The sequence below is a fragment of the Nocardia cyriacigeorgica GUH-2 genome (genome assembly GCF_000284035.1).
Taxonomy (GTDB): Bacteria; Actinomycetota; Actinomycetes; order Mycobacteriales; family Mycobacteriaceae; genus Nocardia; species Nocardia cyriacigeorgica_B.
Genome location: NC_016887.1, coordinates 2,031,730 through 2,050,941, shown reverse-complemented (window position 1 = coordinate 2,050,941; position 19,212 = coordinate 2,031,730). Strand labels below are relative to the sequence as shown.

Genomic DNA, 19,212 nt, shown 5'->3' with positions numbered 1-19,212 from the left:
GTAAGTTGGGGGGCATGGCTCGAACTCTGCTGGTTACCAATGATTTCCCGCCGCGCCCGGGAGGTATCCAGTCCTATCTTCAGGCATTGGCCGGGCAGTTGCCGCCGGATGACCTGGTGGTCTATGCGCCGCGGTGGCGGGGCGACAGTCATGTGAAGTTCGATGCCGAGCAGAAATTCCAGGTGGTGCGCCATCCCACCACGCTGATGCTGCCCACGCCGCTGGTGATGCGGCGGGCGGCGAAGTTGTTGCGTAGCGAGAACTGCGACACCGTCTGGTTCGGGGCCGCCGCGCCGCTGGCATTGATGTCGCCGGTGCTGCGCCGGGCGGGTGCCGAGCGGATTCTGGCCAGCACGCATGGGCATGAGGTCGGCTGGTCGATGCTGCCCGCGGCCCGGCAGGCATTGCGGGTGATCGGTGAGCAGACCGATGTGATCACCTACGTCAGCAAGTACACCCGGGCGCGGTTCGCCGCGGCGTTCGGCCGCAATGCCGCGCTCGAGTATCTGCCGCCGGGTGTCGACCCCGATGTCTTCCGCCCCGATCCCGCCGCGCGCGCCGAACTGCGGCAGCGCTACGGCCTGGGCGAGCGGCCGACGATCCTGTGCCTGTCGCGGCTGGTGCCACGCAAGGGCCAGGACGCGCTGATCGTGGCGATGCGTGAGATCCGTGAGCGGGTGGACGGCGCGGTGCTGGTCATCGCCGGCGGCGGCCCGTACGAGCAGAAGCTGCGTGGCCTGGCCGAAGCGCTCGGCGTCAGCGATTCGGTCGTCTTCACCGGACGGGTCCGTTCCGATGAGCTGGCCGCTCACCACACCCTCGCCGACGTGTTCGCCATGCCCGCCCGCACCCGCGGCGCCGGCCTGGACGTCGAGGGCCTCGGCATCGTCTACCTCGAGGCCTCCGCCGCCGGCGTGCCCGTCGTGGCCGGGCGTTCCGGCGGCGCACCGGAAACCGTCATCGAGGGCAAAACCGGCCGCGTGGTCGACGGCCGCAAGATCGACCAGATCGTCGACGCCCTCGTCGGCATCCTCGCCGACCCCGACGCCGCCGCCCGCATGGGCACCGCAGGCCGCCAATGGGTGGAACAGCAGTGGCGCTGGGACACCCTCGGCGCGCGCCTGCGCCAACTGCTGAGCTGATCGCCCGCACCGCGCTGTAGTCTCAGGCCGTGAGCAGTATCCAGGTCGCAGATCAGACGTTCGTCGCCGCCTCGGGCGCGGCGGTCGGTGAGGTGCTCTCCGCGCCGGGGAAATGGCGGCGCTGGTGGCCGGATCTGACGTTGGACGTGCGAGAAGACCGTGGCGACAAGGGAATCCGCTGGACCGTCGGCGGCGCGCTGACCGGAACCATGGAAGTGTGGCTGGAACCCTCGCTGGACGGGGTGATCCTGCACTATTTCCTGCATGCCGAGCCCACGCGCCCGATCGAGCCGCGCAGGCTGGCCGAGGCCAACCGGTTGCGCCGGGTCGCGGGTAAGAAGATGTCGTTCGAGGTGAAGTCCCGGCTGGAGGCCGACCGCCCGGCCGGGGTCGCCCCGTAGCTCACGTCCCGACGTTTCACCGCCAGCATCGTCGCCGGAAAGGAACCGTTGACCGTCATGGCCGACCGGACCCAGAGATCGATCGTCATCGCGGCCCCGTCGCAGCAGGTGATGTCCGTTATCGCCGATCTGCCCTCCTACCCGGAGTGGGTGTCGGCGGCGAAATCGGTCGAGGTGCTCGAATCCGGTCCCGACGGCCGCGCCCGCACCGCGCGTTTCGTGCTCGACGCCGGCGTCGTCAAGGACACCTACGTGCTCTCCTACACCTGGCGCCCGGACGGCAAAGCCGTCACCTGGACCCTGCTCAGCGGTGATCTGCAAAAAGCCCAGGACGGCAGCTACGAATTGGTCGATCTGCCCGACGGCGGCACCGAGGTGATCTACCAGCTCACGGTGGACCTGAACATCCCGATGATCGGCATGTTCAAGCGCAAAGCCGAGAAGGTGATCACCGATACCGCGTTGAAGGAGCTGAAGAAACGGGTCGAAGGCTGACCGCGCACAGCACCGGCCGGGGCGGTGCGCACCGCACCCGGGTCGAGTTGTTCATCGGCAAGGGCGGCGTCGGTAAGACCACGCTGGCCTGCGCGACCGCGATGTCCTACGCGCGCGGGGGTTCCCGGGTGCTGGTCGCCTCGCTCGATCAGGCCCATTCCCTGGGCGATGCCCTCGGATTCCGGTTCCCGCACGATCCGGGCACGGTCGCGGGCATCACCTCGGTGGTGCCGGGCCTCGAGGTGATCGAGATCGATTCGCTGGCGCTGCTGGAAGACCGGTTTCGTGAGGTCGCGCGGCTGCTGTCGGCCGACACCGGCCACGATCACGGCATCGACCTCGGCGCGCTGGATCCGGCCGAACTCACCGGGCTGCCCGGCGTGCAGGAACTGCTCATGCTGGTCGAGATCGCCGGGTACGCGGGCGAAGACGATTGGGATGTCATCGTGGTGGACTGCCCGCCGTCGGCGGACATGCTGCGCATCGTCACCGCGCCGGACACCCTGCTCGGCTATCTCGATCGGGTGTGGCCGCCGCACGCGCGGGCGATGAGCAGTATCGGCACCGATCTGCGCCGCGTGGTGCTGGCCACGACCGTGCAGCGCATCGTCGCGGCGGTGACTGAGGTGCGTGATCTGCTGGCCGATCACGAACGCACCGGCGCGCGCCTGATCACCGTCGCCGAGCGGGTGGCGGTCGCCGAATCGGCGCGGGTGCGCTCGGCCGCGGCACTGCTGGGGTTGCGGCTGGACGCGGTGGTGGTGAACAAGGTGCTGCCCGCGATGCCGGAACCGACCGGGCCCGCCGATTCCGCGCATCCGGCGGTGCACTGGTATCAGAACCGGCGCGCCGAACAGCACGATGTGATCGCCGGGCTGCGCCGCGCGATGCCCGAGGTCCCGGTGCTGGTCGCCGCGCATACCGGCCCGGAACCGGTGGGTGTGGGTTCGCTGGCGGCGCTGTCGTACGCGGTGGACGAGGGCGCCGCAGCCGCGACGCGCACCGGCGACGCGGGCGCGGAACTCGACACCGGCCCGGTCCTGGGCAACAATCCGGCGGAGGGCGGCACACGATCGGGCGAACCGAAGGTTCGTCTGGAATCGGGCGCCGGGCTGCATTCGGTGTACGCGATGCGGATGCATTTGCCGGTCGCCGATCCGGCGACGTTGCGGCTGGGACGAGTGGAGGACGATTTGATCGTGGGAGCGGACGGGGTCAGGCGCCGGGTGCGGCTGGCGCCGGTGTTGCGGCGGTGCACGGTCGCCGCCGCCGAACTCGACGGCGGCTATCTCATCGTCCGCTTCCAGCCCGACCCGGAGGTGTGGCCGCTGTGACCGCCACCGCCGAACCCGACGGCCTCGCCGAATTCGCCGTCGAACTCAAACTGCTCGCCGAAGCCGTCCTGGAACGGGTCGAACCGGTCCTGCGCCGCGCGGCCGCCGACGGCAAACCCGAATGGGACAACTGCAGTTGGTGCCCGGTGTGCGCGGCCGCCGCGCTGGTACGCGGCGAACAGCACGATGTGCTCACGGCCATCGCCGATCACGGCACCGCGATCGTGACGGTGCTGCGGGAAGCGCTCGCCGGTGTGCCGGTGGATCCGGTGATGCCCGACGGGACGGAACCCGGTGTGCGGCATCGTCATCACGGGGCTCGGCCGGAGGACGCGGGCCAGCGGGCGGATTCGGACGAGTCGACGAGTGCGGATGCTGCGGGTACGGATCCGCAGGACCCCCAGCCCGACGCAGAACCCGGCGCCGGGTCCTTCGAGCCCAGCGCCGATCCCGCTGGCGGCGCCGACTCCGCGCGACCCGAGCGCGGCAGGCTTCGACGGTCCAGGGCCGAAGGCCGGCGCCGCGCCTCGCGCACGGACAATCCCGCCGACGCCGTCCGGGATGACATCCGCAGCGGCGGCACACCGGCGGGCAGCGCGGCCGCACCCGGAGCGCACCCATCAGCCGAGGGCACCCGCACTCGCGCTCGTTACGTCACCATCCCCGTGACGATCAAGCCATGACCGCAGCGGCGGCGGGTTCGCACCCACTGACCGTCGGAATCGACGTCGGCGGCACCAATATCCGTGCCTCGGTCGTCGACAGCGAGGGTTCGGTGCTCGACACCGTGCAGGCGCCCACACCGCATTCGGCGCGCGCGCTCGACGACGCTCTCGACCGGGCCGTGCGCGAACTCGCCTCCCGGCATCGCATCGACGCGGTGGGGCTCGCGGTGGCCGGGTTCGTCAACGGCGATCACACCACCGTCCGGTTCGCACCGCATCTGCCCTGGCAGGACGCACCCGTCGCGGCGCGGCTGACCGACCGGCTGGGCCTGCCGGTGCTGCTGGAACACGACGCGAACGCGGCCATGTGGGCCGAATACCGGTTCGGCGCGGCGGCCGGCGGGCACAACGTGGTGCTGGTCGCGATCGGCACCGGCATCGGCGCCGCGCTGCTCATCGACGGCAAGCTCTATCGCGGCACCCACGGCATCGCACCCGAACTCGGCCATCTGCAAGTGGTTCCGGACGGGCGCGCCTGCGCCTGCGGTAAACGCGGCTGCTGGGAGCGTTATTGCAGCGGGACGGCACTGGCCGATACCGCAATCGAACTGCTCGCCACCGAACCCGGCCCATCGATGCTGGCCAGGGAGGTGCTGCGGGATCCGGGTTCGCTCACCGGCCGTCGCGTCGCGGGCGCGGCCCAGGACGGTGATCCGCTCGCGCTGCGCGCCATGACCGATTTCGCCCGCTGGCTCGGACTCGGCCTGGCCTTCGTCGCCGACATCTTCGATCCGGATCTGGTCGTGATCGCGGGCGGGGTGAGCAGTTCGGCGCCGCTGTTCCTCGACGACGCCCGCGACGAGTACGCCGCCACCCTCACCGGCCGCGGCCACCGCCCGCTGGCCCGCATCCGCACCACCCAGCTCGGGGAGGCGGCGGGCATGATCGGCGCCGCGGAGATGGCACGGGCCGCCCTCGCCTCGCCCGGCGGTGACATGTCCTCGGTCGCGCACACCGGTCGCTGATCGCTGTCGGCGCCGAACCCGGTCGCCGCGGGGCATGGTCGCCGTTGATCGCAATCGTCGCCGAACGCCAGCGTCTCCGAACGCGGTCATCGGCCGAACTCGGGCCTCGCAGAACGGCGCCCGGACGACCCGCGAGCACACCCGCAGCAAACCGAATCGGCGCCATCCGCGCGTACCGCCGGACTCGCGCCGCAGTCGCGGAAACTCCCGTCAGCACGCTGCCCGGGACGGCATCGCGCCGACGCGGTGTGGTGAGATTCGCCTCTGCGCTTGGATGTGATCTGCGTCCAGCGGTAAAGTCGGCAACCGAGAGGTGCCCGCCTACGATCCCGCTCCCGGGGGTAAGGACGTCATGTTCTACTGGCTGCTGAAGTACGTGCTGATCGGCCCGCTCATCCACATCTACAACCGGCCGACGGTAGAAGGCGTGGAGAACATTCCCGCCGACGGCGCCGCCATCCTCGCCGGTAACCACCTCTCCTTCGCGGACTGGTTGTTCGCGCCCCTGATGAGCCCGCGCCGGATCAACTACCTGGCCAAGGCCGAATACTTCAACACCCCCGGTGTCAAGGGCCGCCTGCAGAAGTTCTTCTTCAGCGGCACCGGCCAGTACCCGATCGACCGCAGTGGCGCCAGCGCCGCCGAGGACGCGCTCAACGCCGCCCGCAAGCTCATCGATCAGGGCCGCCTGGTCGGGCTCTACCCAGAGGGCACCCGCTCCCCCGACGGCCGCCTCTACAAGGGCAAGACCGGTATGGCGCGGCTGGCGCTGGAGACCGGCGTCCCGGTCATCCCGGTCGCGGTGATCGGCACCGACGAGGTCAGCCCGCCCGGACCGTTCCGCTGGCGTCGCCGCAAGGTCACCGTCAAGTTCGGTGAGCCGATCGACTTCTCCCGCTACGAGGGCATGGGCGGCAACCGTTTCGTCGAGCGCGCCGTCACCGACGAGGTCATGTACGAGCTGATGCGCCTGAGCGGCCAGGAGTACGTCGACGTCTACGCGGCCAGCCTGAAGAAGGGTGTGCCCTCGGGCTCGGCTCCCGAAGCCACCCGTATCCCCGAGTCCGCCGCGAGCTGACACCAGGTCTGCCACGCCCCGCTCACCCTTCCGGTGGGCGGGGCGTCGGCGTTGAAGGACGGTGCGCGGGTGGCCGTCGCCGCCCCGGATTCACACCATCGCGACAGCCCCGATGCGGCACGTCCGTCGTCACCACCGAAATCGCCGTGGCCCGTGCCGGTTTCGTCCGAATGACCTCGATCACAGCGCAACCGATCGGTAATGGCGCCCCGCGGCCGGGATGGCAGAGTCGCGGTCATGTTCAAGAAGTTGCTTGCGTCGGTCGGGGTGGGTGCGGCCGAAGTGGAAACCGAGTTGTCCGGTACCGGGGTGCAGCCCGGCGGGGTGGTGCAGGGCGTGGTTCGGTTGCGCGGCGGACAGGCGCGGCAACGCGTATCGCGGGTCGGCGTCGAGCTGGTGACCCGCGTGGAAGTGGAATACGGCGACGGCGAAGCCATCGGTGAAGCGTCGTTCGCGCAGCTGCCGCTCAACGGCGGCTTCGAGGTCGGGCCGGGATCGTTCGCGGAATTCCCGTTCGCGCTGCGGGTTCCGATGGAAACGCCGATCACCTTCTACAACGGCCGCTACCTGCCCGGCGCGGCCATCGCGGTCCGCACCGTGGTCGACCTCGACGGCGGCGTGGACGCCACCGACACCGACCCCATCGCCGTCGCGGCACTCCCCGCCCAGCAGGCGGTGCTCGACGCCATCCTGCGCTGGGGTTTCGCCTTGCGCAGCACCGACGTCGAATCCGGCCGCATCGCCGGCGCCGTGCAGCAGCTGCCGTTCTATCAGGAGATCGAATTCGGTCCCTCCGTGCGTTTCCCGCGCATCAACCAGCTCGAACTGACCTTCCTCGCCGCCGACAACGGGATGAACGTGGTGCTGGAAGCGGACAAGCGCGGCAGCTTCCTGGCAGCCGGCCGCGACGATATCGGGACCATGTGGATCGACTACGCGACAGTGGGCCAAGTGGATTGGACCGCCGCGATCGGGCACCGGTTGAACACACTCGCCTCGCGCTGAGGCGCTCACCGCGGCTCGGCGAGTCGTTGACCCAGCCGACGACGCCCGTTCACATTGCGTTGCCCCGGCTCCGCCAAGGTCGACGCCATGGTTGTTCTCCGCCCCGGCAACGGCTTCTCCCGGCGCGCACTGCTGCGCACCTCCGCGCTCGGCCTGGTGGCCGCACCCGCGCTGGCAGCGTGTTCGAACGACACCGGGCCCGCACTGGTCCGGCAGCGGCCGACGCTCACCCACGGCGTCGCCGTCGGCGATCCGCGCAGCGACGGCGCCCTGCTCTGGGCGCGGTCGGACCGCCCGGCCACGCTGATCGTGGAAACCGCGGCCACCGAATCGTTCACCGACGCCAAACGATTCACCGGGCCGCTGCTCACCCCCGATTCGGACGGCACCGGGCGCCTGCGGGTCTCCGGGCTGCCCGCCGGTGAACTCGTGCACTACCGGGTCACCCTGGAAGGTGAGGACGGCGCCACCTCCGAACCGCTGACCGGCGTCTTCCGCACGGCACCGCTGGCGCCCGCAGATATCCGGCTGCACTGGTCCGGTGACGTCGCCGGCCAGGGCTTCGGCATCAACCCCGACATCGGCGGCATGAAGATCTTCTCCACCATGGCCGCCCGCGACCCGCATCTGTTCCTGCACTCCGGCGACGTCGTCTACGCCGACGGACCATTGCAGGAAACCGTGGCCCTGCCCGACGGCCGGGTCTGGAAGAACATCGTCACCGAGGCCAAGAGCGCGGTCGCGGAAACGCTCGACCAGTACCGCGGCCAGTACGCCTACAACCTCTCCGACGACAACGTCCGCCGCTTCAATGCCTCGGTCGCGCAACTGGTCCAGTGGGATGATCACGAAACCACCAACAACTGGTCACCCGGCGGCACCGTCGCCGCCGACAAGGGCTACACCGAGCGGGATATGAACGTCCTCGCCGCCCGCGCCTGGCAGGCCTTCCACGAATGGAATCCGCTCGATCCGCACGAGGCCGCCGACGGCAGGCTCTACCGCGCCATCTCCTACGGCCCGCTACTCGACGTCTTCGTGCTCGATATGCGCACCTACAAAGACACCAACGGCGCCAACACCGCACCCGACGGCCGCATCTTCGGCCCGCAGCAGACCCGCTGGCTCATCGACGGCCTGCGCGCCTCAACCGCCACCTGGAAGATCATCGCCAACGACCTGCCGCTCGGGGTGGTGGTGCCGGACGGCAAGACCGCCTACGAGGGCCCCGCCAACGGCAAGGCCGGCGCGCCGTCCGGTCGCGAATCCGAGATCGCCCAGGTGCTCTCGGCCATCAAACGCGATCGGGTGACCGGCGTCGTGTGGCTGACCGCCGACGTCCACTACACCGCCGCCCACCACTACTCCCCCGAGCGGGCGGCGTTCACCGACTTCGACGAGTTCTGGGAATTCGTCTCCGGACCGCTCAACGCCGGCGCATTCGGACCCAACACCCTCGACCCCACCTTCGGGCCGGAAGCGGTGTTCGTGCACGCCCCGCCGCAGCCCAATACCTCCCCGCTCGACGGCGCCTACCAGCATTTCGGCGAGGTGCTGATCGACGGCCGGTCAAGGGAGCTGACGGTGAATCTGTGCGACGCGAACGGATCGGTGCTGTTCAGCCGACGGCTGCCCGCGCCGGGCCGGTGACGAGGATGGATCGGCCGCGCACGAGGGGCCGCGCTGTGGTTAGCTTGCGTGCCATGAGCACGCCGCACACTGTCGCCGCCGAAGAACATCTCCCTCGTGACACCGCGGATGTCGTTCGCACCGTGCGCGATTCGCGTCAGCGCGCCGAGCCGCTCACCGTTTGCGGTGGTGAGCTGGCCGATGACGGCGTGTCGGTGCCCGATCAGCGCGCCGTGGTGTCGATGCGCCGGATGAACTCGGTGCTCGATATCAACCTCGGGCGCGGGACGGTCCGGGTGCAGGCCGGTGCCCGGCTGTCCGAGATCGACCGGCGGCTCGGCGCGCACGGGCTGGGCCTGCCGATCGTCGGCGACCACCGCGATATCACCGCGGGCGGCTTCGCCTCCGTCGGCGGGGTGAGCACGGCCTCGCACAAATACGGCATGTTCATCGACCAGATCGTCGACCTGGAATACGTCGACCCGGACGGGCGTATCGGCACCTGCGGGCGCGACCACCACACCGAGCGTTTCCACCGCATCCTCGGCGCCGGCGGGCGCGCGGGCATCATCACCGCGCTGACCCTGGACACCGTCGAGGTCGACAAGGACCACAGCTGGCTCAGCACCAACGCGCACCGCTTCCTGGATTTCGATTCCTTCGTCGAGTACGCGCACGGTCAGGTCGCGCGGCCCGGTGAGGCGGTGTTGCAGGTGGGCCGCTGGGTCGACACCGCGCCGCTGAAGGTGTCGCGGCCGGTGGGCACCGGGCATGTGCAGCTGGGCACCGTGCGGTTCGGACAGTGGTCGAGCCTCTACCCCACCGCGCCCACCCGGTCGCTGCGCGCGCGTCGCGAGGTCGGCACCAGGGCCCGCAAATCGCTGGGCGTGATCGCCTCGGCCGCCGGCGGGCGTGCGGGCATGCCGGTGCGCAACGCCGCCGCGGGCGCGGTCATGCTCACTCCGAAGGTGCTCACCCTGCGCGACGCCGAATACCTCGCCGACACCGTCATCAGCTCCTCCGAACGCGGCCCCGCCTATCGCGTCGGCGTCTTCGCCCCACTGTCGAGCTACACCTCGGTCTTCTACCGCCTGCACGACCTGTTCGCCGGCCACCGCGAACGCACCGGCTGCTTCACCGTCATCTCCGCGATGACCTACGGCGTCCGCTCGAACTTCCTGCGCCAGGAATCGGCCACCCGCGGCCTGTCCACCGAAGACCACGGCCTCATCACCTTCACCTGCCGCCTGCGCCCCGCCTCCCTCCCCTCCGAACAGCTCCGCGACATCGTCACCACCATCGACGAAATCTGCAGGTCGGAGAACGCCCTCCGCTACGAATCGGCGGAGTAGATCAGAAGCAGCGGGCAACCCGGCCGCGCCCGAATCCGGCGGCCGGTTTTCTCGCGTGATCGGTCTCGCGCTACTTACGCCGGCAACCGGTGGCTGCCAGTGGTCACATGGGTGCCCGCACGGTGCGGGACCACCACGCGATGACGCACGCCGTGGTTACCGCCAAGCCGAGCACTGGGACAACCAGCCCCGGCAGCATGTCGGTATGGTCGGGAGCCCAATTACGCGAATCGTTGGTCGATTCCAATCGCGCGACCAGGGCCGCATATCCGAACGCGATCAGGATTAGTTCTCCGATAACCAACGCGAACGTCAGGGTCATCGTGCACGTTCCAACCGCGGACGTGGCGAACCGCTGCGGAAACGCGATCGCAATCACGGCCAGCACGGCGACCACCACGAACAGCAGCCAGACGCCGCTGATCCCCTCTTCCCGCAACGCGAACAACGAATAGGTCTCCCGGCCGTCACCACCACGATCGGTGGCGAACAACGGCACGAACATGCCGACTACGGTCAAGAACAGCCCGACCACAAACCCGATCACCGGCTCTCGCACGGTGTCGCCGAGCTCCCCCCGGCGTGACATCCATAGCTCTGACACACGGTGAGCATATCGATACCTCCACTTGCGCGCCGACCGCGCTTCAGGCGGCACTCGGCCGACCCCTCCGAACCGACGCGAGCGGCGAGCACCGGCTGGTTTCGTCTCTGGCCGACGCTGAAACGAGGAATGCCCCGCCGGTTGTAACCGGCGGGGCATTCGTCATGTGTGGCTCAGTGCTTCTCGGGACCCATGTGGTACTCGAAGACCAGGCCGCCTGCGGCGATCAGGACCAGCACGACGCCGATGCCGATCAGCCAGAACTGGAAGAAGGCCAGGCCGAGGGCGGTGACCGAACCGGCGGCCGCCAGGCAGATGGGCCAGAAGCTGCCGGGCGAGAAGAAGCCCAGGTCACCGGCACCGTCGACGATCTCGGCGTCTTCGTAGTCCTCCGGACGCAGGTCCAGGCGCCGGGCGACGAAGCGGAAGTAGGTGCCGATGATCAGCGACAGACCCGCGGTCAGCACGATGGCGGTGGTGCCCGCCCATTCGACGCCGGTGCGCGACTGTGCCGTGAAGAAGCCGTAGACGATGCCGACGATGACGAAGAACACCGTCAGCAGTTCGAAAATCCGCGCTTCGATCTTCATGTCAGATCAGTCCTCAGTTGCTCTCGGCCGCGCTCTTGACGGTGCGGTCGGTGTTGAACGGCCGGGTGGAGGTGGCCACCGGCGATTCACCGATGGACTCGAGCGCCTGGGCGTTGGTCATGCCCTTGTCGCGCGCTTCGATGTAGGCCTGGAACTTCTCCGGCGAGACGGCGCGGACCTCGAAGTTCATCATCGAGTGGTAGGTACCGCACATCTCGGCGCAGCGCCCGACGAACGCGCCTTCCTTCTCGATCTTGGTGATCTGGAAGACGTTGTCGGAGTGGTTTTCCTTCGGGTTCGGCATCACGTCGCGCTTGAACAGGAACTCCGGCACCCAGAAGGCGTGGATGACGTCGGCGGCGGCGAGCTGGAACTCGATGACCTTGCCGGTCGGCAGCACCAGCACCGGGATCTCGTTGCTGGAGCCGACGGTCTCGATCTTGTCGTAGTGCAGGTAGGACAGGATGTCGTTTTCCGGCTTACCGTGCACCGGGCCCGGCTGCGGGTGGCCGTGCTCGGCGTCGACGCGCTCCTCGTAGGCCTTCAGCTGCTCCTGGTTGAGGGCCTCACGCTCGGTATCGATGCCGTTGTAGGTGAAACCGTTCTTCAGGTCGACGGTGCGGTAGCCGAACTTCCAGTTCCACTGGAAGGCGGTCACGTCCACGACCACGTCGGGGTTGTCGACCTTTTCGTGCACGTAGTTCTGCACGACGACGGTGAAGTAGAACAGCACCGCGATGATCACGAACGGGATCGCCGTGTAGGTCAGCTCCAGCGGCACGTTGTAGCCGGTCTGGCGCGGGAACTCCGGCGAGTCCTTCTTCTTGCGGTGGAAGGCGATGGTCCAGAAGGTCAGGCCCCACACCAGCACACCCATCAGCAGGGCGGCGACGACCGACCAGGTCCACAGCTCGCGCATGCGGGTGGCCTGCGGCGTGATGCCCGAGGGCCAGCCGAACCGGAGCCAGACATTGTCGATCGAGCAGCCCGAGACGAGCATCGCGGTGATCCCCAAGGACACCGCCAGCCCGGCCCGCCGAAGGACACGGCCCTGCCGCCCCCGGGCGGGGTGTGCCCCGATCTCGTCGCTCGCCTTGTGCGCCACGCTCACGCCTTCCTGGTCGCCACACATTCCGACACTGCACCGCCCGCTGGGGACGGCACGTCAACAGCTTGTCCGAACCTCGCCGCGGAGACCGGCGCTTTCGCGCACGGAGCACCACGGGACGGCCCGAGTACTACGCAGCGTAGACCAAACCTGGTCTTGGTTCCGCGTCGGGTCGGCTTCGACACTCCGTGCTGCGGTACGCATCCGCGCCGGTGCGCACATACGCCCAGCACGCGGGGGTTCGCGGCAATGCCGACCGCCCCTGAACAACGCGATCAGCCGTCGAGTGGGGCATACTCGGTCACTAGATTTTCGCCAGGGAATCCCCCGCCGCGCGCGACCCGGATCGGCGCGGTACCGACCGCAGGAAAGAGGTTGCCGACGCCGTGTGTGGACTGCTCGGATTTCTGACGTCTGACAAAGCAGCGCCCGACACGGTGGAGCAGGTGTACGACGCCCTGCACTGCGGCCGCCACCGCGGCCCGGACGAGCGCGGCACCTGGCACGACGAGCATGTGATCTTCGGTTTCAACCGGCTGTCGATCATCGATATCGAGCATTCGCATCAGCCGCTGCGCTGGGGTCCGGCCGACAACCCGCAGCGTTATGCCCTCACCTTCAACGGTGAGATCTACAACTACCTGGAGCTGCGCGAGGAACTGGCGCGCGAGCACGCCGCCGAGTTCCCCGACGGGGCCATGTTCGCCACCGAGGGCGACAGTGAGTCCATCGTGGCGGCCTTCCACTACTGGGGCCCGGATGCAGTGCGCCGGCTGCGCGGCATGTTCGCATTCGCGATCTGGGATACCGAGACCGAGCAGCTGTTCCTGGCCCGCGACCCGTTCGGCATCAAGCCGCTGTTCCTGGCCACCGGCCCCGGCGGCACCGCGTTCAGCAGTGAGAAGAAGAGCCTGCTGGAGCTGCTGCCCGCGATCGGTTCCGGCGACGAGCTGGATCCGCGCGCGCTCGAGCACTACACGGTGCTGCAGTACGTGCCGGAGCCGGAGACCCTGCATGCGGCGATCCGCAGGCTGGAGTCGGGTAGTTACGCGATGGTCCAGCCCGGCGAGCAGCCGAAGATCGTCCGCTACTTCGAGCCGCGGTTCCGGGTCAAGCCGTTCGCGGCCGGGTCCGAGCAGGCCCGCTACCGGGAGATCGCGGCGGCGCTGGAGGATTCGGTCGCCAAGCACATGCGCGCCGATGTGACCGTCGGTTCGTTCCTGTCCGGCGGTATCGACTCCACCGCCATCGCCGCGCTGGCCATGCGGCACAACCCGAACCTGATCACCTTCACCACCGGGTTCGAGCGCGAGGGCTACTCCGAAGTCGACGTCGCCGCCGAGAGTGCCGCCGCGATCGGGGCCCGCCACATCGTCAAGGTGGTCTCCCCCGCCGAGTTCGCCGCCGCCATCCCCGAAATCGTCTGGTACCTCGACGATCCGGTGGCCGACCCCGCGTTGGTCCCGCTGTATTTCGTGGCCAAGGAGGCCCGCAAGCACGTCAAGGTGGTGCTCTCCGGCGAGGGCGCCGACGAGCTGTTCGGCGGGTACACCATCTACCGGGAACCGTTGTCGCTGAAGCCGTTCGAGCGGCTGCCGAAGGGGTTGCGCCGGCTGGCGGGCAAGCTCTCGGACCGGATTCCGGAGGGCACCCGCGGCAAGAGCCTGCTGCACCGCGGATCGCTCACGCTGGAAGAGCGCTACTACGGCAATGCGCGCAGCTTCAACGATGCCCAATTGCGTGCGGTGCTGCGCGATTTCCGGCCCGAATGGACCCATCAGGACGTCACCGCGCCGATCTACGCGAAGTCGCGCGGCTGGGACCCGGTGGCCCGGATGCAGCATCTGGACCTGTTCACCTGGTTGCGCGGCGACATCCTGGTCAAGGCCGACAAGATGACGATGGCCAATTCGCTGGAACTGCGGGTGCCGTTCCTGGATTCGGAGGTCTTCGCGGTCGCCGAGCAGATCCCGTTCGAGCAGAAGATCACCAAGGACACCACCAAGTACGCGCTGCGCCAGGCGCTCGAGGGCATCGTGCCCGCGCATGTGCTGCACCGCGCGAAGCTGGGTTTCCCTGTCCCGCTGCGGCATTGGCTGCGCGGCACCGAACTCTACGACTGGGCCCAGCAGCAGATCGCCGAATCGCAGACCGATCACCTGCTGGACAAGGCCGCGATCACCAAGATGCTCGAAGCGCACCGGGCCGGCACGTCGGATCACAGCCGCCGGCTGTGGACGCTGCTGGTGTTCATGGTGTGGCACGGCATCTTCGTCGAGGACCGGATCAAGCCGGAGATCCAGGAGCCGACGTACCCGGTGTCGCTGTAACTGCGAGCTGAAAACCCGAGTGCCCCGCTCTTTTCGAGCGGGGCACTCGGTTGTTCGGAGTTCGGTTCGGACTGCACACGCGGCGTGCCGCCCGAGAGAACCTCAGCGCAGCAACGGCTCCAATTCGGCGGCGGCTTCAGGTCCGTACGCCTGGGTCAGACGCTTGAGGGCGTCGTCGGGGTCCAGGCTCCATTCCTGGGTACCGACAGTCTCCAGCACCAGCACCGCCACCAGCGAACCCAGCTGCGCGGAGCGCTCCAGGCTCAACCCCGCCGTGTGGCCGGTGAGGAAGCCGGCGCGGAAGGCATCGCCGACGCCGGTCGGGTCGACCTTGGCGTTCTCCGGCACCACGCCGACGCGGACCTCGGTGCCGTCACGATCGACGACCAGCACACCGTTCTTGCCGAGCGTGGTGACCCGGATGCCGACCCGCGAGGCGACTTCCTCCTCGGTCAGCCCGGACTTCTGCTTGAGCAGGCCCCACTCGTATTCGTTGGTGAACAGATAGGCGGCGCCGTCGATGAGCTGGACGGTCTGATCGCCGTCGAGGCGGGCCAGCTGCTGGGAGGGGTCGGCGGCGAAGGGAATGTCGAGTTCCCGGCATTCGGCGGTGTGGCGCAGCATCGCCTCGGGATCGTTCGCGCCGACCAGCACGAGGTCGAGGGTGCGGTTCTCCACCAGGCCGGCGATCGAGATGTCGCGGGCCTCGCTCATCGCACCGGGATAGAACGAGGCGATCTGGGCCATGTCCTCGTCGGTGGTGCAGACGAAGCGCGCGGTGTGCGCGGAATCGGAGATCCGGACCGCCGAGCAGTCGACGCCGTGGCGTTCCAGCCACTGCCGGTACTCGGTGAAATCGGCGCCGACGGCGCCCAGAAGCAGCGGATTGCGGCCGAGCAGACCCATGGCATAGGCGATGTTGCCGCCGACCCCACCGCGACGGATCACCAGATCGTCGACGAGGAAGCTCAGCGAAACATGGTCGAGCTGATCGGCCAGCAGTACGTCGGCGAACCGCCCGGGAAAACGCATGAGATGGTCGGTCGCAATGGACGCGGATACGGCAATGGACACGTAGCTGAACCCCTCTGGAGAAGGCGGCAAAAGGCGAAGACCTGGACCGGAGTCCGGGTCTTCACCGTATCAACTACGTGTCCGTTGAAGGAACAACTGAGATCAGTTGAACGAATCGCCGCAGGCGCAGGAGCCGGTGGCGTTGGGGTTGTCGATGGTGAAACCCTGCTTCTCGATGGTGTCGACGAAGTCGATCGAGGCGCCCTGCACGTACGGGGCACTCATCCGGTCGACCGCGAGGGTGACGCCACCGAAATCGACGGTCAGGTCGCCGTCGAGCGAACGGTCGTCGAAGAACAGCTGGTAGCGCAGGCCCGCGCAACCACCCGGCTGCACGGCGATCCGCAGTGCCAGGTCGTCACGACCCTCCTGGTCCAGCAGCGCCTTCGCCTTCGCGGCGGCTGCGTCGGTGAGCGTCACACCGTGGACTTCGGTCTCGTTCTGCACTGTCATGAACTCTCCTAAGGACAGCTGTGGTCATCCCGTGAACAGCGCACGGCTCGTCGGGAGTCAACACCACCGGGCGGGCTGCTATTCCCATCTTGCCACCTTCCTCGCCTGCACCGGACGCGACCCGGGTGACCCTGCCCACGTGTGTCGGGCAGACCGCATTTCCGGCGATGACATACATCGAATAGCCTGGTTGCTGTGAAATTGTTCCGCCGCGGCGACTCCAGCACCACCGACGAGCCCGCCGACCGCACGAGCGCGGACGGCGATACCGCCGCGAACTCGACGCGGCAGGCGGCCACCGCAACCGCGGGCAAGGGCCGTCCCACCCCGAAGCGCCGTGACGCCGAAGCCCGGCGTCGCGGCCCGGTCGCGCCCGCCCCGCTCACCGCGAAAGAGGCCCGCGCCCGGCGCAAGGCAGCCCGCGGCAACAAGCAGGACCGCAAGACGGCCGCCGCCGAGCGCCGCGCCGCCGCCCAGGACCGGCGCGCCCGCATGCTCGCCGGTGAAGACAAGTACCTGCTGCCCCGCGATCAGGGCCCGGTACGGGCGTTCGTCCGCGATATCGTCGACGCCCGGCGCAACCTCGTCGGCCTGTTCATGCCGATGGCGCTGGTGCTGATCCTGTCGATGTTCGCTGCGCCCGCGCTGCAATCGATCGTGACGCTGGCCATGCTGGTCATGATGCTGTTCATGGCCATCGAGGGCGTGATGCTCGGCCGCATCGTCAACAACCGGGTCCGTGAGCGGTTCCCCGATTCCACCGACACCGGGTTCCGGCTCGGGTGGTACGCGTTCGTGCGCGCCTCGCAGATCCGCAAGATGCGGGCGCCGAAGCCGCGGGTGGGTCCGGGCGACGCGGTCTGAGGTTCGCGTCCTGCGGTCGCCGGCGGCGGCCTGTCCCACTGTCGGTAGCCACTGCGGCGGGCAGCCCCCGGCTACGGCGCTTCGACTAGCCTCCCCTTTTCCGCAGCTGATCAGCGGTGCGGCGCTCGGGACCGCATCGCCGCGAGTTCTTCACGCGCCCGTTCGACGTCGCGATCGATGACGTCGGTCGAACCCGCTCGCCCGAATCCGAGCCAGCCTATCGCCGCGACGAACGCTGCCAATGCCACCAGGGTTATCACCAATCCAGCCATGGCAGTAATTGTTTGCCGAGCAAGATCCGGCCGAAAGTGGCAGTACTGACATAGTTCATCAATATTCGGCCAGATAAACTGTCGGCATGTTGTCCAAGGTCGCCGTCGTGCTGTCCGAACGGCTGGCCATGTTCGAGTTCGGCGTGGTCTGCGAGGTGTTCGGCCTCGACCGCACCGCCGATGGCCTGCCCGGATTCGATTTCCGGGTGTGCGGGCGCGAACCCGGACGACCCTTGCCTGCCACCTCGCCGGGGATCTCGGTCACGCCCGAGTACGGCCTCGGCGAACTCACACACGCCGATCTGGTGGCAATTCCCGCTTTCCCGGCCACGGCCCGCCACGACCCCGTCGTCGTCGATGCCGTGCGCGCGGCCGCCGAGGCCGGGGCCATCGTGCTCACCGTCTGCTCGGGTGCGTTCCTGGCGGGTGCGGCGGGTTTGCTCGACGGTCGCAAGTGCACCACGCACTGGCGTTATGTCGACCAGCTCGCCGCCCAATTCCCGGAAGCGACCGTCGACCCCGACGTGCTGTTCGTCGACGAAGGCAACCTCATCACCAGCGCGGGCACCGCCGCGGGCATCGACGCCTGCTTGCACCTGGTGCGCCGGGAAATCGGCAGCGCCGCCGCCAACGGCATCGCCCGCCGCATGGTGGTCCCACCGCAGCGCGACGGCGGCCAGCGCCAATTCATCGAACGCCCCGTCCCCGACTGTGCCTCCGACAGCCTCGGCGCGACCCTGCAATGGATGCAGGAGAACCTCGAGCTCCCGCACACCGTGGAATCGCTGGCCGCCCGCTCGATGATGTCCACCCGCACCTTCGCCCGCCGCTTCGCCGCCGAAACCGGCACCACCCCGGTCAAATGGCTGACGACTCAGCGCGTCCAGGCCGCCGAACACCTGCTGGAGGACACCGACCTCGGACTCGAGCAGATCGCCGCCCGCGCCGGCTTCGGATCGGCGGCCTTGCTGCGCCACCACTTCCAGCGGGTGGTCGGCATCGCGCCGACGGAGTATCGGCGGCGGTTCGGTACGGGGACGACATAGTGCGGTGGCCTCCGCGTCGCCTCGCACGCCGAACCACCGCGATTGCCGATGCAGCCGATCCGCGTTCTCGCCCAGCCCCGTATGAACGCCGAGTCGGACGAATCGCAGGCAGATGCCGCATCGATCGGGCGTGGGGCAGCCGCTACGCGCGGCATCCGACCACCGACAGCCGAATTGGTAGCGTGCACGGGTGTCGCCCACCCCGCACCCGTCCCCCGCGCGCCGCACGCTCGTGCTCGGCGGCGCGCGATCGGGGAAGTCGGCGTATGCGGAGTCGCTGGTAGCGGGCGGCCCGGTCCGCTACATCGCCACGGCGATCCCCGACCCGGCCGACGTCGATTTCGCCGAACGCATCGCCAAGCACCGCGAACGCCGACCCGCCGACTGGGAGACCGTCGAGAACGCCGATACCGCAACGGTTCTCGCCGACCCCTTCCCCGGCGCCACGCTGATCGACGACCTCGGCACCTGGCTCACCGCCCGTATCGACGCCCGCAATGCCTGGGACGAACCGCGCGGCACCGTCTCCCCCGACACCGACGCCCTCGTCGCCGCCGTCGCCGGCTACGACCACCGCCTCGTCATCGTCACCCCGGAAGTCGGCATGGGCGTCATCCCCGCCACCCGCTCCGGCCGCCTCTTCCGCGACGAGCTCGGCACCCTCAACCAGCGCCTCGCCCAGGTCTGCGACGAAGCCGTCCTCATCGTCGCGGGACTACCCCTGCGCCTGAGCTGACCGAAAGAT

Annotated in this window: 20 protein-coding genes; 14 read left to right on the top strand and 6 right to left on the bottom strand. The window is 68.8% G+C overall.

From position 1 onward, the window contains the following. Window positions 1–14: 14 nt before the first annotated feature. The 10 genes from NOCYR_RS09195 to NOCYR_RS09150 all read left to right on the top strand — a co-directional run bounded on the left by NOCYR_RS09195 (window position 15) and on the right by NOCYR_RS09150 (window position 10,126). Complete coding sequence (locus tag NOCYR_RS09195; RefSeq protein WP_048833208.1) at window positions 15–1,142, top strand: glycosyltransferase family 4 protein; 1,128 nt, start codon at window positions 15–17, stop codon at window positions 1,140–1,142. A gap of 29 nt (window positions 1,143–1,171) precedes the next feature. Further along, window positions 1,172–1,543 (top strand): hypothetical protein, encoded by a 372-nt coding sequence (locus tag NOCYR_RS09190; RefSeq protein WP_014350084.1) that lies wholly within the window; start codon window positions 1,172–1,174, stop codon window positions 1,541–1,543. A gap of 57 nt (window positions 1,544–1,600) precedes the next feature. Further along, complete coding sequence (locus NOCYR_RS09185) at window positions 1,601–2,038, top strand: SRPBCC family protein (RefSeq protein ID WP_014350083.1); 438 nt, start codon at window positions 1,601–1,603, stop codon at window positions 2,036–2,038. Between the two features lie 47 nt (window positions 2,039–2,085). Continuing rightward, window positions 2,086–3,372, top strand: a complete 1,287-nt coding sequence (locus tag NOCYR_RS09180; RefSeq protein ID WP_014350082.1) for an ArsA family ATPase — start codon at window positions 2,086–2,088, stop codon at window positions 3,370–3,372. Beyond that, a complete protein-coding gene (locus NOCYR_RS30340; RefSeq protein WP_014350081.1) occupies window positions 3,369–4,055 on the top strand; it encodes a hypothetical protein in 687 nt (228 codons plus the stop codon). Before NOCYR_RS09180 ends, NOCYR_RS30340 begins: the two co-directional genes overlap by 4 nt. Beyond that, window positions 4,052–5,062: an ROK family protein gene (locus NOCYR_RS09170; RefSeq protein WP_014350080.1), complete on the top strand. Its 1,011-nt coding sequence runs from the start codon at window positions 4,052–4,054 to the stop codon at window positions 5,060–5,062. Before NOCYR_RS30340 ends, NOCYR_RS09170 begins: the two co-directional genes overlap by 4 nt. Before the next feature lie 352 nt (window positions 5,063–5,414). Further along, on the top strand, window positions 5,415–6,140 hold the full coding sequence (locus tag NOCYR_RS09165) for a lysophospholipid acyltransferase family protein (protein WP_014350079.1): 726 nt from the start codon (window positions 5,415–5,417) through the stop codon (window positions 6,138–6,140). Between the two features lie 237 nt (window positions 6,141–6,377). Beyond that, window positions 6,378–7,145 carry a sporulation protein gene (locus NOCYR_RS09160; RefSeq protein WP_014350078.1) on the top strand — a complete coding sequence of 256 codons (768 nt, stop codon included), beginning with the start codon at window positions 6,378–6,380 and terminating at the stop codon, window positions 7,143–7,145. Between the two features lie 87 nt (window positions 7,146–7,232). Then, window positions 7,233–8,795, top strand: a complete 1,563-nt coding sequence (locus NOCYR_RS09155; RefSeq protein ID WP_014350077.1) for an alkaline phosphatase D family protein — start codon at window positions 7,233–7,235, stop codon at window positions 8,793–8,795. Window positions 8,796–8,848: 53 nt separating this feature from the next. After that, window positions 8,849–10,126, top strand: a complete 1,278-nt coding sequence (locus NOCYR_RS09150; RefSeq protein WP_014350076.1) for an FAD-binding oxidoreductase — start codon at window positions 8,849–8,851, stop codon at window positions 10,124–10,126. A gap of 103 nt (window positions 10,127–10,229) precedes the next feature. Here the strand turns inward: NOCYR_RS09150 and NOCYR_RS09145 are convergent, their stop codons facing one another. From NOCYR_RS09145 to NOCYR_RS09135, 3 genes are all read right to left on the bottom strand, one after another. Continuing rightward, window positions 10,230–10,784 carry a hypothetical protein gene (locus tag NOCYR_RS09145; protein WP_148280577.1) on the bottom strand — a complete coding sequence of 185 codons (555 nt, stop codon included), beginning with the start codon at window positions 10,782–10,784 and terminating at the stop codon, window positions 10,230–10,232. 119 nt (window positions 10,785–10,903) lie between these two features. Further along, the gene (locus tag NOCYR_RS09140; protein WP_014350074.1) at window positions 10,904–11,320 is read right to left on the bottom strand and encodes a cytochrome c oxidase subunit 4; all 417 of its coding nucleotides are present in this window, start codon (window positions 11,318–11,320) and stop codon (window positions 10,904–10,906) included. A gap of 13 nt (window positions 11,321–11,333) precedes the next feature. Further along, the gene (locus NOCYR_RS09135) at window positions 11,334–12,320 is read right to left on the bottom strand and encodes a cytochrome c oxidase subunit II (protein WP_228781265.1); all 987 of its coding nucleotides are present in this window, start codon (window positions 12,318–12,320) and stop codon (window positions 11,334–11,336) included. Between the two features lie 494 nt (window positions 12,321–12,814). Between NOCYR_RS09135 and asnB the strand changes: the two genes are divergently transcribed. Further along, complete coding sequence (gene asnB / locus NOCYR_RS09130) at window positions 12,815–14,758, top strand: asparagine synthase (glutamine-hydrolyzing) (RefSeq protein ID WP_048833207.1); 1,944 nt, start codon at window positions 12,815–12,817, stop codon at window positions 14,756–14,758. Window positions 14,759–14,860: 102 nt separating this feature from the next. On the opposite strand, the gene NOCYR_RS09125 is transcribed toward asnB, so the two are convergent. Further along, the gene (locus tag NOCYR_RS09125; protein WP_048833206.1) at window positions 14,861–15,832 is read right to left on the bottom strand and encodes a carbohydrate kinase family protein; all 972 of its coding nucleotides are present in this window, start codon (window positions 15,830–15,832) and stop codon (window positions 14,861–14,863) included. A 102-nt stretch (window positions 15,833–15,934) separates the two neighbouring features. Next, on the bottom strand, window positions 15,935–16,285 hold the full coding sequence (locus NOCYR_RS09120) for a HesB/IscA family protein (protein WP_014350070.1): 351 nt from the start codon (window positions 16,283–16,285) through the stop codon (window positions 15,935–15,937). Window positions 16,286–16,480: 195 nt separating this feature from the next. On the opposite strand from NOCYR_RS09120, the gene NOCYR_RS09115 reads away from it, so the two are divergent. Further along, a complete protein-coding gene (locus NOCYR_RS09115) occupies window positions 16,481–17,149 on the top strand; it encodes a DUF3043 domain-containing protein (protein WP_014350069.1) in 669 nt (222 codons plus the stop codon). A 110-nt stretch (window positions 17,150–17,259) separates the two neighbouring features. Here the strand turns inward: NOCYR_RS09115 and NOCYR_RS29695 are convergent, their stop codons facing one another. Then, the gene (locus NOCYR_RS29695; RefSeq protein WP_158430148.1) at window positions 17,260–17,421 is read right to left on the bottom strand and encodes a hypothetical protein; all 162 of its coding nucleotides are present in this window, start codon (window positions 17,419–17,421) and stop codon (window positions 17,260–17,262) included. A gap of 86 nt (window positions 17,422–17,507) precedes the next feature. Here NOCYR_RS29695 and NOCYR_RS09110 point away from each other — a divergent pair, with 86 nt between their 5' ends. Both NOCYR_RS09110 and NOCYR_RS09105 read left to right on the top strand, forming a co-directional pair. Beyond that, a complete protein-coding gene (locus NOCYR_RS09110; protein WP_014350068.1) occupies window positions 17,508–18,467 on the top strand; it encodes a helix-turn-helix domain-containing protein in 960 nt (319 codons plus the stop codon). 190 nt (window positions 18,468–18,657) lie between these two features. Beyond that, window positions 18,658–19,203: a bifunctional adenosylcobinamide kinase/adenosylcobinamide-phosphate guanylyltransferase gene (locus NOCYR_RS09105; RefSeq protein ID WP_014350067.1), complete on the top strand. Its 546-nt coding sequence runs from the start codon at window positions 18,658–18,660 to the stop codon at window positions 19,201–19,203. Window positions 19,204–19,212 lie beyond the last annotated feature (9 nt).

Coding starts and splice junctions, on each gene's coding strand:
- NOCYR_RS09160 (WP_014350078.1), top strand. CDS start 6,378: ATGTTCAAGAAGTTGCTTGCGTCGGTCGGGGTGGGTGCGGCCGAAGTG.
- NOCYR_RS09185 (WP_014350083.1), top strand. CDS start 1,601: ATGGCCGACCGGACCCAGAGATCGATCGTCATCGCGGCCCCGTCGCAG.
- NOCYR_RS09165 (WP_014350079.1), top strand. CDS start 5,415: ATGTTCTACTGGCTGCTGAAGTACGTGCTGATCGGCCCGCTCATCCAC.
- NOCYR_RS09170 (WP_014350080.1), top strand. CDS start 4,052: ATGACCGCAGCGGCGGCGGGTTCGCACCCACTGACCGTCGGAATCGAC.
- NOCYR_RS09195 (WP_048833208.1), top strand. CDS start 15: ATGGCTCGAACTCTGCTGGTTACCAATGATTTCCCGCCGCGCCCGGGA.
- NOCYR_RS09120 (WP_014350070.1), bottom strand. CDS start 16,285: ATGACAGTGCAGAACGAGACCGAAGTCCACGGTGTGACGCTCACCGAC.
- NOCYR_RS09150 (WP_014350076.1), top strand. CDS start 8,849: ATGAGCACGCCGCACACTGTCGCCGCCGAAGAACATCTCCCTCGTGAC.
- NOCYR_RS09135 (WP_228781265.1), bottom strand. CDS start 12,320: ATGCTCGTCTCGGGCTGCTCGATCGACAATGTCTGGCTCCGGTTCGGC.
- NOCYR_RS29695 (WP_158430148.1), bottom strand. CDS start 17,421: ATGGCTGGATTGGTGATAACCCTGGTGGCATTGGCAGCGTTCGTCGCG.
- NOCYR_RS09110 (WP_014350068.1), top strand. CDS start 17,508: ATGTTGTCCAAGGTCGCCGTCGTGCTGTCCGAACGGCTGGCCATGTTC.
- NOCYR_RS09140 (WP_014350074.1), bottom strand. CDS start 11,320: ATGAAGATCGAAGCGCGGATTTTCGAACTGCTGACGGTGTTCTTCGTC.
- NOCYR_RS09155 (WP_014350077.1), top strand. CDS start 7,233: ATGGTTGTTCTCCGCCCCGGCAACGGCTTCTCCCGGCGCGCACTGCTG.